This is a genomic window from Hydrogenophaga aromaticivorans, from assembly GCF_013387465.1.
Taxonomy (GTDB): Bacteria; Pseudomonadota; Gammaproteobacteria; order Burkholderiales; family Burkholderiaceae_C; genus Hydrogenophaga; species Hydrogenophaga aromaticivorans.
Map to the genome: position 1 here is coordinate 29,837 of NZ_VYGV01000005.1, position 11,902 is coordinate 41,738.

14 protein-coding genes are annotated in these 11,902 nt (G+C 66.2%); 7 read left to right on the forward strand and 7 right to left on the reverse strand.

The window, feature by feature from the left end; genetic code table 11:
* Positions 1–55 precede the first annotated feature (55 nt).
* A complete protein-coding gene (locus F3K02_RS03990; protein ID WP_177133564.1) occupies positions 56–655 on the reverse strand; it encodes a ferritin-like domain-containing protein in 600 nt (199 codons plus the stop codon).
* A 262-nt stretch (positions 656–917) separates the two neighbouring features.
* Between F3K02_RS03990 and F3K02_RS03995 the strand changes: the two genes are divergently transcribed.
* The 5 genes from F3K02_RS03995 to F3K02_RS04015 all read left to right on the forward strand — a co-directional run bounded on the left by F3K02_RS03995 (position 918) and on the right by F3K02_RS04015 (position 4,461).
* Positions 918–1,871, forward strand: coding sequence for a DUF3034 family protein (locus F3K02_RS03995; protein ID WP_177133565.1), 954 nt, complete (start codon positions 918–920; stop codon positions 1,869–1,871).
* A gap of 34 nt (positions 1,872–1,905) precedes the next feature.
* Positions 1,906–2,388, forward strand: coding sequence for a group I truncated hemoglobin (locus tag F3K02_RS04000; RefSeq protein WP_177133567.1), 483 nt, complete (start codon positions 1,906–1,908; stop codon positions 2,386–2,388).
* Positions 2,385–3,044 carry a cupredoxin domain-containing protein gene (locus F3K02_RS04005; RefSeq protein ID WP_177133569.1) on the forward strand — a complete coding sequence of 220 codons (660 nt, stop codon included), beginning with the start codon at positions 2,385–2,387 and terminating at the stop codon, positions 3,042–3,044. Before F3K02_RS04000 ends, F3K02_RS04005 begins: the two co-directional genes overlap by 4 nt.
* Positions 3,045–3,112: 68 nt before the next feature.
* Positions 3,113–3,685 carry a sigma-70 family RNA polymerase sigma factor gene (locus tag F3K02_RS04010; RefSeq protein ID WP_246309166.1) on the forward strand — a complete coding sequence of 191 codons (573 nt, stop codon included), beginning with the start codon at positions 3,113–3,115 and terminating at the stop codon, positions 3,683–3,685.
* Entirely contained in the window at positions 3,682–4,461 is a 780-nt protein-coding gene (locus tag F3K02_RS04015) for an anti-sigma factor (protein ID WP_177133571.1), read from the forward strand. Before F3K02_RS04010 ends, F3K02_RS04015 begins: the two co-directional genes overlap by 4 nt.
* A 13-nt stretch (positions 4,462–4,474) precedes the next feature.
* Here F3K02_RS04015 and queF read toward each other — a convergent pair whose 3' ends face one another.
* From queF to F3K02_RS04045, 6 genes are all read right to left on the reverse strand, one after another.
* Entirely contained in the window at positions 4,475–5,320 is an 846-nt protein-coding gene (gene queF, locus F3K02_RS04020) for an NADPH-dependent 7-cyano-7-deazaguanine reductase QueF (RefSeq protein WP_177133573.1), read from the reverse strand.
* An 11-nt stretch (positions 5,321–5,331) separates the two neighbouring features.
* A complete protein-coding gene (locus tag F3K02_RS04025) occupies positions 5,332–6,231 on the reverse strand; it encodes a 2OG-Fe(II) oxygenase (protein WP_177133575.1) in 900 nt (299 codons plus the stop codon).
* A 3-nt stretch (positions 6,232–6,234) separates the two neighbouring features.
* Positions 6,235–7,011: a peroxide stress protein YaaA gene (yaaA, locus tag F3K02_RS04030; protein WP_177133577.1), complete on the reverse strand. Its 777-nt coding sequence runs from the start codon at positions 7,009–7,011 to the stop codon at positions 6,235–6,237.
* A 75-nt stretch (positions 7,012–7,086) separates the two neighbouring features.
* Positions 7,087–7,677, reverse strand: coding sequence for a DUF3501 family protein (locus tag F3K02_RS04035; protein ID WP_177133579.1), 591 nt, complete (start codon positions 7,675–7,677; stop codon positions 7,087–7,089).
* A 10-nt stretch (positions 7,678–7,687) separates the two neighbouring features.
* The gene (locus F3K02_RS04040) at positions 7,688–9,037 is read right to left on the reverse strand and encodes a (Fe-S)-binding protein (RefSeq protein WP_177133581.1); all 1,350 of its coding nucleotides are present in this window, start codon (positions 9,035–9,037) and stop codon (positions 7,688–7,690) included.
* 184 nt (positions 9,038–9,221) lie between these two features.
* Positions 9,222–9,644 (reverse strand): rubrerythrin family protein, encoded by a 423-nt coding sequence (locus F3K02_RS04045; protein ID WP_177133584.1) that lies wholly within the window; start codon positions 9,642–9,644, stop codon positions 9,222–9,224.
* A gap of 317 nt (positions 9,645–9,961) precedes the next feature.
* Between F3K02_RS04045 and F3K02_RS04050 the strand changes: the two genes are divergently transcribed.
* Together F3K02_RS04050 and F3K02_RS04055 are read left to right on the forward strand one after the other, a co-directional pair.
* A complete protein-coding gene (locus F3K02_RS04050) occupies positions 9,962–11,698 on the forward strand; it encodes an FAD-dependent oxidoreductase (protein ID WP_177133585.1) in 1,737 nt (578 codons plus the stop codon).
* Positions 11,695–11,895 carry a DUF2783 domain-containing protein gene (locus F3K02_RS04055; protein WP_177133587.1) on the forward strand — a complete coding sequence of 67 codons (201 nt, stop codon included), beginning with the start codon at positions 11,695–11,697 and terminating at the stop codon, positions 11,893–11,895. The genes F3K02_RS04050 and F3K02_RS04055 overlap by 4 nt, the downstream gene beginning before the upstream one ends.
* The last annotated feature ends 7 nt before the right edge of the window (positions 11,896–11,902 follow it).

Sequence of the window (11,902 nt, forward strand, 5' to 3'; positions counted from 1 at the left end):
GTGACAACGAAAAAGCCGGGCCGGCCAGGCGGCCCCGGCCCGGAAGACGCGCGAATCAGGCGCCGAACGAGAACGCGCCCGGTGGCAGCGAGCGGCCCAGGGCGTTGTTCAACACCGTGAAGTGCATGGTCTCGTCGGCGGCCAGGCGGGCGGCCACCTTGGCGAGTTCGCGGTCGCCCAGCGCGGGGATCACGCTCAGGTAGGCGTTGGTCGCGCCCAGCTCCAGGCGGGCCGCAAGGTCGAGCACGTCGCCCTGGCTCTTCAGCGAAGCAGCGTTGAGCGCCCTGGCGTATTCCTCCAGCTTCATCTCGGCCACCGGCTTGCCGCCGAGCTTCTGGATGGTGGCGATGAGCGCGTCGCGGTGGGTCTTGTGGTGGCCCTGGAACTGCACGGCCACGTCGAGCACCGGCTTCTGCAGCAGGCCGCTGCCGGCGCCGAGCTGGTAGGCGTTGATGGCTTCGTGTTCCAGGCCCAGCGCGACGTTGAGGATGGACACATCCTTGGTCATGTCGCCCTTCATGCCGGCGGCCATGACGTCTTTGCCGGCGAGCAGGGCCACAGCGACGGCAGAGAGAGCGCCGCCGGTGCCCATGAAGGAGCGGCGTGACGGGGTGGCGGCGATCAGCGAGGTGGATGCGGTGGTGATGCGTGACATGGTGGTGTTTCCTTGAGGAGGGGTGGGTTCGGTTGTCGTGGGGCCGGTGGTGCTGATCGGATGGAACCAGCGCTGCCGACACCCCGGGTACGCAGACGCCCCAACGGGTGGATTCAGAAACCCACAAATTTTTGAGGTGATTCAAGTCGCTGAATCCACGAGGCGCCGGGTTGCGTAGTGGGTGGGCCAGCTGTGCAGACGCTGCACAGGCAACGGCGCCCCACAGCAACCACCTCACCCCAACCAAGCGATGAACCACCCCATGAATCACCTCACCGAGACCCGTCGCCGCCAGGCCCCATCGACCACCCTGCTGGCCCTGGCCGCTACGGCAGCCCTGCTCGCCGCCGTGCCGGCCCAGGCCGACACCGGCAAGCTGCTGCTCACCGGCGGCGTGAGCACGGTGGAAGGCGCGGCCGGCGGCGGCATCAGCCCCTGGGCCGTGATCGGCAGCCAGGCCACCGAGGGCGAAAAAGGCGTGTCGGCCTACCTGAGCCGAGTCGAAACCCGGGACCACGGCCTGACCGCGGCGGGCGTGGCCGTGGGCTTCAACGACCGGTTGGAGCTCTCCTTCGGCCATCAGGATTTCGACACCGGCATCACCGGCACGTTGCTCGGTCTGCCGGGCCTGCACCTGAAGCAGGACATCCTGGGCGCCAAGCTGCGCGTGGCCGGCGACGCTGTGCTCGACAGCGACTCGCTGATGCCGCAGATCGCCGTGGGTGTCCAGGCCAAACGCCTGCGCTCCAGCGGGCTCGATGGCACGCTCGACGCACTGGGCGCCCAACGCGACGGCGTGGACCTGTACGTGAGTGCGACCAAGCTCTTCCTCGCCCAGGGCGTGCTGGTCAACGGCACGCTGCGCGCCACCCAGGCCAACCAGAACGGCCTGCTCGGTTTCGGCGCCCGGCTGGGCGGCGCGGACAACGGCTATCAGCTCATGCCCGAACTGTCGGTGGCTTACCTGCTGAGCAAGAACGTGGCCGTGGGTTTTGAGTACCGCGCCATGCCCAACAAGCTGCAGCGCGCGGGCGCCGCCGCGGGCCTGGGCGACGGCCTGCGTGCCGACGACTGGAAAGACATTTTCATCGCCTGGGCGCCCAGCAAAAACGTCTCGCTCACCGCCGCCTACGTGGACCTGGGCCGCATCGTGCCCGCCACCACCGGCAACAAGAAGCAGACCGGCGTGTACCTCTCGGCACAGATCGCCTTCTGAGCATCCCCCATCCCATCACCCCCTGAAGACCCCCATGAAACACCTCATCACCGCCACCGCCCTCACGCTGCTCGCCTTGGGCAGCGGCCACACCCTGGCCCAGAGCATGGTCGCTCTCCAGAAAGCCACGCCCGCCTCTGCCTACCCGGTGGCGCCCGCGCCCGGCCTGTACCAGGCTTTTGGCGAACAGGCCGGCATCCGCGCCCTGATGGACGACTTCGTGATCCGCCTGAAGGCCGATGCCCGCATCGGCGAGCAGTTCAAGGATACGAAGCTCGACAACCTGTCCAAGCAGCTGACCGACCAGGTCTGCCAGCTCGCGGGCGGCCCCTGCGTCTACAAAGGCCCCGACATGAAAGAGGCCCACGCCGAGATGGACGTGACGCGCAGCCACTTCAATGCGCTGGTGGAAGTACTGCAAGTGAGCATGGACGCGCGCGGCATCCCGTTCACGCGCCAGAACCAGTTGCTCGCGCTGCTCGCGCCGATGCACCGCGACGTGGTGAACACGCGATGAAAGCCCGGGTCCTGTCAGGCGTTGCGGCTGCCGCGCTCGCGCTGCTCGCGGGTGCGGCCCAGGCTGCCACGGTGCAGATCACCCTGCTCGCGCGCGATGGCCAGCCGCTGGCCGACGCCGTGGTGCTGGTCGAGCCGGTCAACGGCACCAAGCCGCCGGCACCCGCGCCAGTGCAGGCGACGATCACCCAGCAGAAGATGCGGTTCGATCCGGCGCTGACCCTGGTGCCGGTGGGTTCGCGCGTGCGCTTCACCAACCTCGACGACTGGGAACACCATGTGCGCGGCCTGCCCGCAGGCCTCGCCGGGCTCAGCGCCGGACCGGGCGCGGGCTTTGAACTGCGGCTGGGCGGCAAGGCTGACGGCCAGCCGCCCGAAAGTGCCGAGGTGACGCTCGGCCAGGCGGGCCCGCTGCAGCTGGGTTGCCACATCCACGGCTCCATGCGCGGCTTCCTTTTTGTCACCGACTCGCCTTGGGCCGTCAGGACCGACGCCGCGGGTGTGGCCACTTTGCAGGGCGTGCCCGAAGGCGCGGCGCGCCTGCGCGTGTGGCACACCGACCAGCTGGTCGAGGCCGCACCCACCGCGCTCAACGTGACGCCGCTCACCGCCCTGAGCGTGCCCACCCAGGTGCAGCCCCGCCGGCGGCGGCCATGATGATCGGCTTGGCCCCGTTCAAGACCCTGTGGTCCACGGCGGGTCGGGCGCTCCCGCACAATGCGCGCATGCGAGACCAACCCGACGACGAACTCATGGCCCTGATCGACCGCGTGGCCCGGCGCGACGAGCCCGCCCTGAAAGCGCTGTACGACCAGACCTCGGGCAAGCTCTACGGTCTCGCGCTGCGGGTGGTGCGCAACAACGAGTGGGCCGAAGACGCGCTGCAAGAGACCTTTCTGCAGATCTGGCGCACCGCACCCGACTACCGCGCGTCGTTGAGCCCGCCCATGGCCTGGCTGGGCCTGATCGTGCGCAGCCGATCGCTGGACCTGCTGCGCCGCCGCAAGGCCGAGCGTGAACACCTGACCGATGAAATCGACGAGGCCATGGCCGACACGCTCGAAGGCAACTCCCCCAATCCCATGGACACCAGTCTCGCCAGCCAGCAGGCCTGGGCGCTGCACCAATGCCTTGGGCGGCTGGAGAACAGGCAGCGCGAGGTGGTGAGCCTGGCCTACCTGCGCGACCTGAGCCACGGGGAGCTGGCGCAACAGCTCAAGCTGCCGCTGGGCACGGTGAAAACCTGGATACGCCGCGGGCTGGACCAGCTGCGCCAATGCATGGCAGGATTTGCATGAACTTGCCCCAACACCCTGAACTGCTGGACCGTCTGGCCAGCGCCTACGCGCTGGGCAGCTTGCGCGGTGGTGCGCGCCGCCGTTTTGAAGCGCTGGCGCGCGAACAGGCACCGGTACGCGCGGCCGCGCTCATCTGGCAAAGCCGCGTGGCCAGCATGAACGAGCTGCAGGCCCCCGTCGAACCGTCGCCGGTGGTGTGGACCCGCATCCACAACCTGGTGCAGGCAGAGCGTGAGCAGGTGGCCATGGCCGCCGCGCACGAAGCGAAAGCGCCACCCACTCCGGGCGGCTGGCTGCGCAGCCTGGCGCTGTGGCGCGGCACCACCGCGGCCGGCGCACTGGCCACCGTGCTGGCGGTCGTCACGGCTGTGGGCTTGCGCGATGAGATGGGCGCGCAGATCGGTGAGCTGCAGGCCCAGCTGTCTGCGCAACCGCAGATCGAATACGTGGCCGTGCTCAACGACGAGCAGGCCAGCGCATCCATGCTGGTGACCTTCGACCCGAAGAACGGCCGTCTCACGCTGCAGCGCGTGGGGGGCTACCAGGAGGCGGCCGACAAGTCCCTGCAACTCTGGGCGCTGCCGCCCGGCGCGGCACCGCGTTCACTGGGCGTGCTGAGTCAGGAGAAACTGCTGCAGCTGGCGGCCGACCAGCGCGACGTGCGCGAAGTGCCGGCGCTGGCGATCAGCCTGGAGCCGAAAGGCGGCGTGCCGAGCGAAACCGGCCCGACCGGACCGGTGTTGTTCAAGGGTGCGCTCATTCAGAAGATGCTCTGAGAGAGCGACCCACTCACTGCCGCGCGGTGCGCACGTTCGCTGGCGGCAGCTGCGGGTGGCTGCTGCGCCAGGGGTTGATGTCGAGTCCGCCGCGGCGCGTGTAGCGCGCGTAGACCATGAGCTTGGTGGGCTTGCAGCGCGCCATGATGTCCATGTAGATGCGCTCGACGCACTGCTCGTGGAACTCGTTGTGGTTGCGGAAACTCACGATGTAGCGCAGCAGGCCGGCCTGGTCGATCTGCGGGCCGCTGTAGCTGATCTGCACGCTGCCCCAGTCGGGCTGACCGGTCACCAGACAGTTGCTCTTGAGCAGGTCGCTGGTGAGGGTCTCGGTCACCGGCTGTTCGTTGAAAGCGGCGCCCAGCAGCTCCGGCGCAGGCTGGTACAGGCTGCACTCGACGTCGAGGCGGTCGATCGACAGGCCTGTGAGTTCACGCACCGGTTCGCAATCAAACAGCTCGGGCATCAGCAGGCGCACACCTGCGGTCGTCTGCACCGGTCCGCCGTGCCAGATGGCCGCACTGATGTCGTGGCGCATGCGTTCGCGCACGGCGTCGGCGCTTTCGAAGCGCGTGTTGTTGTAGCTGTTGAGGTAGAGCTTGAACGACTTGCTCTCGACGATGTGCGTGCTCTCGCAAGGCACGGTGATGTGCGCCAGCGCCACCTGCGGCTTGCCGCGCGCATTCAGCCAGCTCAGCTCGAACGCGGTCCACATGTCAGCGCCGAGAAACGGGATGCTGCCGGTGATACCGATCTCGCGGCGTTTCGCTTCGCGCGGCAAGGGGAACAGCAACGACGCGTCGTACTGGTCGATGTAGGCCGAGGCCTTGCCGAGCTGGGAATGTTCGGGGAGGTTCATGAAAGATCGGTTCAGATGAATTCGCGTTCGCGCAGCCACTTGGTCGCGACCCATTTTTCACCCTGCACCACGGGCGCACCGCCATGCAGCGTGCGGGTGATCGGGCTGGGTTTGTCGTAGCTGAAGAACACGGCGTTGCCGCGTTGCGGCGCCACCTCGAGCCCCACGTCCGGGAAGATGGTGCCGCCGCCCTCGGCCGGCTCGTTGAGGTACATCACCAGCGTGGCGAGGCGCTGCCCGCCGCGCTGCAGGATCGTGGGCGTGCCCGGCTCGGCCGGGTCGAAGTAGTCGTAATGCGGTTTGTATTCGGCACCCACCGGGTAGTTGAGCACCTGCATGCCCTCACCGTTTTCCAGCGGCCAGTTCACCAGGCGGGCGATGCGCGCCTCGATGCGGCGCAGCAGCTCACTTTCACCGCGGGTGAAAAACATGCCGTTGCTGGTGCGGTCGGGGTTGAGTTCTTCACCCCCGGTCTGGGTCTGCACCGTGAGGGAGCGCGCCAGGCGCGGACGGGCCGCATCGATGAGCGCTTCGCACTCCTCGTCGCTCAACAGCCCGCCCAGCACCACCACCCGCGGCAGCGACAGCGTCGCGAGCACACGGACCTGGCGGTCGCCAGCGTCCAGGCACAACAGGGAGGGCGACAGGCTGATCTTGGGCAGGCGCGCGGCGACCGCCTGGGACCGCGCGGGCACGACCACCGGCGCCACACCGGCACCTCGGCCATCCCCGCGTTGCCGCCGGTGTTCGCGCAAGCTGTCTTCCAGCGCAGCGGCCGCCAGCTCCTGCCGCCAGCCCACCTTCACCATGGCATCCAGCACCGATTCGGGCGAAAAGCCGGCGACGGTCTGCTCCACGATCCAGCGGCGCAGCTCGGGGGTGATGGTTTGCACCATGGTTCCGCCTGCCATGGGTCAAGGCTTCTGTTCGCGGCGGAACACCAGGCGGTCGGTGTCGGACGCGGCGGCCACAAAACGGTAACCGTCCAGATCAAACCCCTTGAGCTGCTCGGGCGTGGTGACGCGGTGTTTCACCGCGTAGCGCACCATCAGGCCGCGCGCGCGCTTGGCGAAGAAACTGATGATCTGGTAGCCGTCGCCCTTGCGCTCTTCGAACACGCAGCTGACCACGCGCGGCTGCAACACACGGCGGTCCACCGCCTTGAAATACTCTTCGCTGGCGAGGTTGATCACGACCGGGCTCTTGTCGGCGCGCGCCCTCTGGTTGAGGTAGTCGGCGATCTGGCTGCCCCAGAACTGGTAGAGGTTCTTGCCCTTGGGCGTGACGAGGCGCGTGCCCATCTCCAGCCGGTAGGGCTGCATCCAGTCAAGCGGGCGCAGCACGCCGTAGAGGCCGCTCAAGATGCACAGGTGCTGCTGCAACCAGTCGAGTTCGGCCTCGCCCAGGCTCTTTGCGTCGAGCCCACCATAGACATCACCATCAAAGGCCAGCACCGCCTGCTTGGAATTTTTCGCGGTGAATTTCGGCACCCAGGCCTGGTAGCGCGCGAAGTTCAGGCCCGAGAGCTGGTCCGACAGGCCCATGAGATCGGCGATCTGCTGCGGCGACTTGTCGCGCATCACGTCGATGAGTTCGGCCGCCTGTTTCACGAACAGCGGCTGGGTGTGGGTCTTGACGTGCGGCGGCGTCTCGTGATCGAGCGCCTTGGCGGGGGAGATGAGGAACAGCATGTTGTCGTGGACGCAGCGGGAGGAAACACAAAAAGGGCTTCCCGCAGGAAGCCCGATTATGACCAACGGGACCGGTTATTTCAGGTCGCCAGCCAGGCTGGCCAGCGTTTCCATGGGGATCTGGGTGTGGGCCGGGTAGTGGGTGTGGTCGCAGCCGAGCTTGACCGCCGCGCCGGCCTGGATGGCGGCGCACATGGCGGGCGTGAACTCGAAGCGCACGAAGTGAACAGCGCTGGTCTTTTCGTCGTTTTCGCGGTCCAGGTCTTCGTCGGCAATGGCGTAGACGCGGGTGTGGCCCTCGACCTCGACAAACAGCCGGTCTTCAACACCGATGAGACGGGCCAGTTCGCGCTTGCGCTCGTTGGCGTCGGTGTACTCGATCATCATGGTCGCCTTCCAGTTGCGCCCGTCCGGCACCAGCGGCGCGTAAGCCTCGATCTCCTGCTGGATGCCCTCTTCCTCGAAGATCTTCTCGATGCGCAGCATCTCCTGGATCTGGTAGCGGATGGTCATCTCGCTCTCGAACTGCAGGTTGACGTGTTCGCCCAGCTGCACGCTGCGCAGCTTGCGGTGCGCGATGACCTCGGGCTTGTGCGCCTTGCGCCACTTGCTGTAGGCCTCCAGGCTCATGAGGCTGTCGGGGGTGATGTGTCCGGTGAGTTGCATGGTGTGTTCCTTACTTGAGCCCATAAGCGCGAGCCACAAGACTCAGCGGGTGCTGCAGCTCGGGTGCGCCCAGGCCATTGACCTCAAAGCCCTGCGCGATGTGGTGGCCGCCGAGCGGGCAGTCGGAACTGATGAAGTCGGGCTTCGCGCCGTCCTGCATGGTGGCCATGGCCTTGAACACCGGCTTGCCGATTTTCATGGCCTGCTGGTGGTAGGCCTTCTTCACGCCGAAGGTGCCGGCGTGGCCCGAACAGCGTTCGATGGTGTTGAGCGTGGTGCCGGGAATCATCTTGAGCATTTCTTCGGTCTTGCGGCCGATGTTCTGCACCCGGCCGTGGCAGGGGATCTGGTAGCTCACGTTGCCCAGCGGCTGCGGGAATTCGGTCTTCAAGAGGCCGTCGCGCTTGCGCGCCATGAGGTACTCGAACGGGTCCCACAGGTGTTCCTTCACGAGCTGCACGTCGGCGTCGTCGGGGAACATGAGCGGGATTTCCTGCTTGAACATCAGCGCGCAGCTCGGCACCGCGGCCAGGATGGCAAAGCCATCTTTGGCGTACTTCGCCAGCACCGGGATGTTGGCTTCCTTGCTGGCCTGCACCGAATCGAGGTCGCCCAACTCCAGCTTGGGCATGCCGCAGCACTTTTCCTTCTCCACGATCATGTACGGGATGGCGTTGTGGTTCAGGATCTTCAGCAGATCGAGGCCGATACCGGGCTCGTTGTAGTTGATGTAGCAGGTCGAGAAGATGACCACCTTGCCCGGCGTCTTCGCGCCATCGACCACGTTGGACGATGTGGCCTGCGGCGTACCGGAGCGGAATTTTTTCGTCGCCAGCTCGGGCAGCCAGGCGTCTTTGTCCACCCCGGCCACGCTTTCCATGACGCTGCGCATGGCCTTGGTCTTGTTGACCGCATTGGCCACCTGCACCACGACGGGAATGCCAGCGAACTGGCCGTGCACATCGGTGGAGGCGAGGAAGCGCTCGGCCAGCTTGACCTCGCCCTTCTTGAACTTGATGGCCTTGGCGCGCAGCATGGTGTGCGGGAAGTCCAGATTCCATTCGTGCGGCGGCGTGTACGGGCACTTGGTCATGTAGCAGAGGTCGCACATGTAGCACTGGTCGACCACCTTCCAGTAGTCCGTCTTGGCGACCCCATCCACCTCCATGGTCGAGCTCTCGTCGACCAGATCGAACAGGGTGGGGAACGCCCCGCACAGACTCACGCAGCGGCGGCAGCCATGGCAGATGTCGAAGATGCGTTCCAGCTCGACAAAGCACTTTTCCTCGTCGTGGAAGTCGGGCCCCTTCCAGTCGAGTGCGTGCCGCGTCGGAGCCTGCAGGTTGCCTTCGGTCGCCATGTCTCTTCTCCTCGTCTGTGCGGGTTGTTATCGTGGGCTTTTGAAAGGGCTACAGCGATGTAGCCTTTTCAAAAGCGGCGTCCGGAGCAAGCGCCCAGAACGCCGCGGAACCGGCTCCGCCGGGCCGCCAGCGTTGCCCCCTTGAGGGGGTCGCGCGCAGCGCGGCGGGGGTGGGCCCATTCAGTCAGTCCACAAGCTCGTTCAGCGCCTTGGTATAGCGGTTCGCGTGCGAGCGCTCGGCCTTGGCCAGGGTCTCGAACCAGTCGGCGATTTCGTCGAAGCCTTCTTCGCGCGCGGTCTTGGCCATGCCCGGGTACATGTCGGTGTACTCGTGGGTTTCGCCGGCGACGGCCGATTCCAGGTTCTTGCGCGTGGGACCGATGGGCAGTCCGGTGGCAGGGTCGCCCGACTGCTCCAGGAACTCCAGATGGCCGTGGGCGTGACCGGTCTCGCCTTCGGCGGTCGAACGGAACAGCGCTGCCACGTCGTTCTGGCCTTCCACGTCGGCCTTGTTCGCGAAGTACAGGTAACGGCGGTTGGCCTGCGATTCGCCAGCGAAGGCGTCTTTCAGGCATTGCTCGGTTTTCGAGCCTTTCAATGCGGCCATGGGGTATCTCCTTGTCGTGGTTGAAGAAACGCCCAACAAGGTGCCCACGCCGGATCACCCCGTTGAGACAGATGGCACCTTACGCCCGTTGGCAGACCCCGTCTAATTGTTCTGGCCTATGTGTCACATTGTTTATCGCTATCTACTTGATAGATCGAATAATGGTTCTCAACCTCATCGACAGCGCGGCCAGAAACCCGCAAACTGGCGCGGTTACGCTTGGTACCAAATTGTCATGGGATGAATCACTTTCGCGGTCCTGAACAACGACCGCCCGGGCATGATGGCCCGTGTACAGAACCGAAGAGGACCCATTCATGAATGGCAGCGCGAGCACATACCGGGAAACAGCTCCCTCCAACGGATACGAATTCAGCAGTGGCGCAGGCTACGACCTGCCCGAATACCCGTTTGAGGCCCCCCCGGAATTGCAGGGCGGCCCCTTGGTGCGACATCCAGTGGTGATCGTCGGCGGCGGCATCGCCGGGCTGACGCTGGCCTGCTCGCTGGCGCGCTACGGCGTGGCGGCGGTGCTGATCGACGAAGACAACACCGTGGGCGTCAAAGGCGCCTCTTCGCGCGGCATCTGTTACACCCAGAAATCGCTGGAGATCTTTGAGCGCCTGGGCATCTACGAGCGGGTGGTGGCCAAAGGCGTGCAGTGGAGTGTGGGGCGAACCTTCGCGGGCGAGGACGAAGTCTTCAGCTTCGATCTCAAGCAGCAAGGCAATTTCCACCTCTCGCGCCAGCCTCCCTTCCTGAACATCCAGCAGTTCTACATCGAAGGCTATCTGGTCGAGCGCATCCGCACCCTCGGCCATGTGGAACTGCGCTGGCAAAACCGCCTGGTGGCCTTCGAGCAAAACGACGCCTGCGCCACGCTCACCGTGGAGACCCCCGTGGGCCGCTACCGCATCGAGGCCGAACATGTGATCGATGCCACGGGTGCGCACAGCCCGCTGCGGCAATGGCTGCAGGTGCCGTTCGACACCCGTCGGGGCGATGACCGATGGTGCATCGCCGACGTGCGCTTTTCCAAGCATCCGCCGGTGGAGCGCCACACCTGGATCGAGGCGCCCTTCAACGAGAACCGCGCGGTCTGGCAGCACCTGATGGCCGACGAGGTCTGGCGCATCGACTACCAGATGGCGCCCGACAGCGACCCCGAAGCCGTGAGCCGCGAATCGGCCGTGCGCGAGCGGCTGGCGCGCCATTTCGGTGCCGACGTGGAAATCGAAATTGTCTGGGTCGGCCCCTACACCTACCGCAGCGAGTGCGTGCACGCCATGCGCCATGGACGCGTGTTCCTGATCGGCGACGCGGCCAAGGTCATGAGCCCGTTTGGCGCGCGCGGGGGCAACTCCGCCATTGCGGACGCCGACAACCTGGCCTGGAAACTCGCCGCCGTGCTAAAGGGCCAGGCCGACGCTTCCCTGCTGGCGAGCTACAACGAAGAACGCATCGAGGCCGCGCAGCAAAACGTGTGCGTGACCAACCGCACCGCGCGGTTTCTGCGGCCAGCCGACGGCGTCGAGCGGTTGTTCCGCCAGGCCACCATCGGGCTGGCCAGGCAATACCCGTTTGCACGCAGCCTGATCAACACCGGCCGCATGGCGGTGGCCAACCCCTACAGCCGCTCCAGCGCCTGCACCTACCGGGCTGGCAGCGGCGCGGGGTTGTCGGTGCAGAACGTGCGTTTCGCCTGGGCCGACGGTACACGTGGCTGTGTCAACGATCTGCTCGACTGGGCCGCAGGCAGCCTGCTGGTGCTGGTGTTTGGTGATCTGTCGGCCGCGGCGCTGCAACGTTTGCGGCGCCTGTGCCTGGATGCGCCGGTGCGCAGCGTGCAGGTGCTCGGCCTGGACGCCACGGCGCAGGCGCTGGAGCATGTGCGCGACCCCCAGGGCCACCTGCAGGGTTCCTGCCATGTGTTTGGCCACGCCTGGGCGCTGCTGCGCCCGGATGGTTATCTGGCCGCCACCGGCGAGTCGGTCGACGCACAGCTGGTATCGGCCATCGAGCGTTGCCTCGGACTGCGTGGAGAAACCCCATGAAACTCGCGATCCACTTCCAGGATGCCGATGCGTTCTACGAGCAGCTGCTCGACGCCCATGAAGGCCTGAGCCGCGAAGACAGCGAGCTGCTCAATGCCCGGCTGATCCTGCTGCTGGCCAACCAGGTGGGCGACGCTCGGACGCTGCGCGAGTGCATCGAGGCGGCCCGCGAGATGCCCACCCCCGCGGCGGAATAAAATCAGC

Bases quoted from the DNA above. Each gene is read 5' to 3' on its own strand.
- F3K02_RS03990 (WP_177133564.1), bottom strand. From the start codon at position 655: ATGTCACGCATCACCACCGCATCCACCTCGCTGATCGCCGCCACCCCG.
- F3K02_RS03995 (WP_177133565.1), top strand. From the start codon at position 918: ATGAATCACCTCACCGAGACCCGTCGCCGCCAGGCCCCATCGACCACC.
- F3K02_RS04000 (WP_177133567.1), top strand. From the start codon at position 1,906: ATGAAACACCTCATCACCGCCACCGCCCTCACGCTGCTCGCCTTGGGC.
- F3K02_RS04005 (WP_177133569.1), top strand. From the start codon at position 2,385: ATGAAAGCCCGGGTCCTGTCAGGCGTTGCGGCTGCCGCGCTCGCGCTG.
- F3K02_RS04010 (WP_246309166.1), top strand. From the start codon at position 3,113: ATGCGAGACCAACCCGACGACGAACTCATGGCCCTGATCGACCGCGTG.
- F3K02_RS04015 (WP_177133571.1), top strand. From the start codon at position 3,682: ATGAACTTGCCCCAACACCCTGAACTGCTGGACCGTCTGGCCAGCGCC.
- queF (WP_177133573.1), bottom strand. From the start codon at position 5,320: ATGAACCTCCCCGAACATTCCCAGCTCGGCAAGGCCTCGGCCTACATC.
- F3K02_RS04025 (WP_177133575.1), bottom strand. From the start codon at position 6,231: ATGGCAGGCGGAACCATGGTGCAAACCATCACCCCCGAGCTGCGCCGC.
- yaaA (WP_177133577.1), bottom strand. From the start codon at position 7,011: ATGCTGTTCCTCATCTCCCCCGCCAAGGCGCTCGATCACGAGACGCCG.
- F3K02_RS04035 (WP_177133579.1), bottom strand. From the start codon at position 7,677: ATGCAACTCACCGGACACATCACCCCCGACAGCCTCATGAGCCTGGAG.
- F3K02_RS04040 (WP_177133581.1), bottom strand. From the start codon at position 9,037: ATGGCGACCGAAGGCAACCTGCAGGCTCCGACGCGGCACGCACTCGAC.
- F3K02_RS04045 (WP_177133584.1), bottom strand. From the start codon at position 9,644: ATGGCCGCATTGAAAGGCTCGAAAACCGAGCAATGCCTGAAAGACGCC.
- F3K02_RS04050 (WP_177133585.1), top strand. From the start codon at position 9,962: ATGAATGGCAGCGCGAGCACATACCGGGAAACAGCTCCCTCCAACGGA.
- F3K02_RS04055 (WP_177133587.1), top strand. From the start codon at position 11,695: ATGAAACTCGCGATCCACTTCCAGGATGCCGATGCGTTCTACGAGCAG.